The sequence below is a fragment of the Microcystis sp. M165S2 genome, assembly GCF_020245885.1.
Classification (GTDB): domain Bacteria; phylum Cyanobacteriota; class Cyanobacteriia; order Cyanobacteriales; family Microcystaceae; genus Microcystis.
In genome coordinates, this window is record NZ_JADBTZ010000155.1 from 1 (window position 1) to 2687 (window position 2687).

A 2687-nucleotide genomic window follows, 5' to 3' on the forward strand; every position below is an offset into this window, starting at 1 on the left:
ACCCGTACCTTTTGTATCCATCCATAACCTTACACATTTGTTACGGATGAATTGAGCAGTACGAATAGCATCGTCTATGGCTTGATACTGTTGAGTTTTAGCTTTAACTTTAAACTCTAAGACAAACATTTTACGCAAGGGGTACTTAGATAAAGTCAGTATAGCACAATAAAAGTTAAGTTAACAAGCTATAGTTTAAAAAGCCGTCCTAAAAAGACGGGGCTTTAACCCAAAATTTCGGTAAAAAGTTCCAGAAATCACGCCAACAAGCTTCGGCGCGGTGAGGTGGATAAAGATCGCCTCCGGGGTAAAAAATGGTAGGAAATTGACTTAAGACAGTCTGACGAGCGTTATCAACGATAATATTAGCATTATCCCGCAGTTTTCGAGCTTGTTGACTATAAACAAGTAAATCAGGCTCTAAATTGACGATAGTATCTAAATCGCTATCGCTGAAATAGCGAGTTTGATCATCCGCTTGTTGCCAAATAGCGATCGCTGATTGCTGATAGGGCCAATTAGCGAAACTGATGATTCTCGCTTTTGGGATTAATTGCTGGGCGCGCTCACTCAAAGGCATCGATCGCTCTCCGTTAGGTCAGATTAGGCAGTTAAGATCACTTCTATCATAAATGATCGAAAAATTAGCGATAACTCAAGATTTTTTGAAATCTATCCAAGAGGATCGCTTACAATAAACAAAAGCTAAGTCATTATATTTTGATCATCATGTCAGTTTTAATAGCGATCGGTGTACTTGCCCTATTAATTGTCGTTCACGAATTGGGTCATTTTGCCGCTGCTCGTTGGCAATCTATCCATGTTAATCGCTTTTCTATCGGTTTTGGTCCAGCTTTAGCTAAATATCAAGGTAAAGAAACGGAATACGCCCTCCGCGCCATTCCTTTAGGGGGTTACGTTGGTTTTCCCGATGACGATCCCGATAGTCAAATTCCCAATAACGACCCTGATTTATTACGCAATCGTCCTGTTTTCGATCGAGCTATCGTCATTAGTGCGGGAGTAATTGCTAATTTAATTTTTGCCTATTTTTTGCTTGTTACCCAAGTCGCTACGGTGGGTTTTCCCCAAATTAACTATCAAGAAGGGGTAATTATTCCAGAGGTTTTTACGGCTGAAAATTCCGTCGCTAAACAAGCGGGAATACAAGCGGGGGATATCGTTCTCGCTATCAATGATCAGCCCCTTGGTGCTTCTCAAAATGCCATTATTGACTTCCGTGACATTATTCAATCTTCCCCCGCTCAACCCCTAAAATTAACCATCAAACGCCCGACAGAAACGATCGATTTAATCGTTACTCCTGAATTGGGAAGTGATGGTCAGGGTAAAATTGGGGTTAGATTGGCTCCTAACGGTGAAGAAACTCGCCTGAAAGCCGATAATTTTGGGCAAGCTTTTAGCTTGGGTGCGGGGGAATTTCAGCGATTAATCCTATTAACCGTGCAAGGTTTTGGGCAGTTAGTTAGTAACTTCAAAGACAGTGTTCAACAGGTAGCAGGACCGGTTAAAATTGTCGAATATGGAGCGGCGATCGCTCGTAATGATGCGGGTAATCTTTTTCAATTTGCCGCCCTAATTAGTATTAACTTAGCGGTAATTAATATTCTGCCTTTACCTGCTCTTGATGGCGGTCAATTAGTATTTTTATTAATCGAGGCTTTGGTAGGTAAACCTCTCCCGACTAAACTGCAAGATAACATCATGCAAACAGGTCTAGTTTTACTCTTAGGATTAGGAGTTTTCTTAATCGTGCGCGACACGGCTAACCTAGCAGTTTTTCAGGATTTATTCCAGTGATGGACTCTCGAAAAAAAACTGAACCTCAACTGCGCGCCCTAGAAATTTTAAGCAACTTAAAGCGATTATATCCAGAGGCAACCTGTAGCTTAAATTATCAAACTCCCGTGCAGTTATTGGTGGCAGTGATTCTCTCGGCACAATGCACTGATGAGCGGGTAAATAAGGTGACTCCTGCTTTATTCGCTCGTTTTCCCGATGCTAAATCCTTAGCTTTTGCCGAGCGAGAGGAGTTAGAAACTCTCATTCATTCCACGGGATTCTATCGCAATAAAGCTAAAAATATTCAGGGTGCTTGTCAAAAAATCCTCAAGGATTTTCAGGGGGAAGTACCCAAGACAATGGAGGAATTATTAACTTTACCCGGGGTAGCTAGAAAAACGGCTAATGTGGTACTCGCTCACGCTTACGGGATTATTGAGGGGGTGACAGTAGATACCCACGTTAAGCGCTTAAGTAATCGTTTGGGTTTAACTACTAATAACGATCCAGTGAAAATTGAACGGGATTTAATGGCTTTACTACCTCAACCGGATTGGGAAACTTTTTCTATTAGTATTATTTACCACGGCCGGGCAGTTTGTAAAGCAAGAAATCCCGCTTGTTTTTCCTGTCAATTGGCCACTCTTTGTCCCGCGGCAAAAGTAAGCTAATTAAGTAGGGAGGCACAATTATTTGTAGGATGGGTTAGCGGTAGTGTAACCCATGCAGACGTTGGGTTTCATACTTCAACCCAACCTTGTATATTGAGAGAGGTGGTAGACCGTCCCAACCTTGGTCGGAAAAGACCGCTTCGTAGCAAGGGTCACCACCATAATCTCCCTGACAAAACTCGAACAGTCGCCGGGGTCGTGGCGAAAACAATC

3 protein-coding genes and 1 pseudogene are annotated in these 2687 nt (G+C 42.3%); 2 read left to right on the forward strand and 2 right to left on the reverse strand.

All coding sequences use genetic code 11. From position 1 onward, the window contains the following. A pseudogene (locus IM479_RS08210) lies at nucleotides 1–129 on the reverse strand (RNA-guided endonuclease TnpB family protein); the annotation flags it as partial. A gap of 79 nt (nucleotides 130–208) precedes the next feature. Then, a complete protein-coding gene (locus IM479_RS08215; RefSeq protein WP_287685203.1) occupies nucleotides 209–580 on the reverse strand; it encodes a bilin-binding protein in 372 nt (123 codons plus the stop codon). Nucleotides 581–729: 149 nt separating this feature from the next. On the opposite strand from IM479_RS08215, the gene rseP reads away from it, so the two are divergent. Further along, a complete protein-coding gene (gene rseP / locus IM479_RS08220) occupies nucleotides 730–1821 on the forward strand; it encodes an RIP metalloprotease RseP (protein WP_286824886.1) in 1092 nt (363 codons plus the stop codon). Continuing rightward, entirely contained in the window at nucleotides 1821–2474 is a 654-nt protein-coding gene (gene nth / locus IM479_RS08225; RefSeq protein WP_287077726.1) for an endonuclease III, read from the forward strand. Before rseP ends, nth begins: the two co-directional genes overlap by 1 nt. The last annotated feature ends 213 nt before the right edge of the window (nucleotides 2475–2687 follow it).

Excerpts from the sequence above, each read along its gene's own strand:
- IM479_RS08215 (WP_287685203.1), bottom strand. The coding sequence starts at position 580 with ATGCCTTTGAGTGAGCGCGCCCAGCAATTAATCCCAAAAGCGAGAATC.
- rseP (WP_286824886.1), top strand. The coding sequence starts at position 730 with ATGTCAGTTTTAATAGCGATCGGTGTACTTGCCCTATTAATTGTCGTT.
- nth (WP_287077726.1), top strand. The coding sequence starts at position 1,821 with ATGGACTCTCGAAAAAAAACTGAACCTCAACTGCGCGCCCTAGAAATT.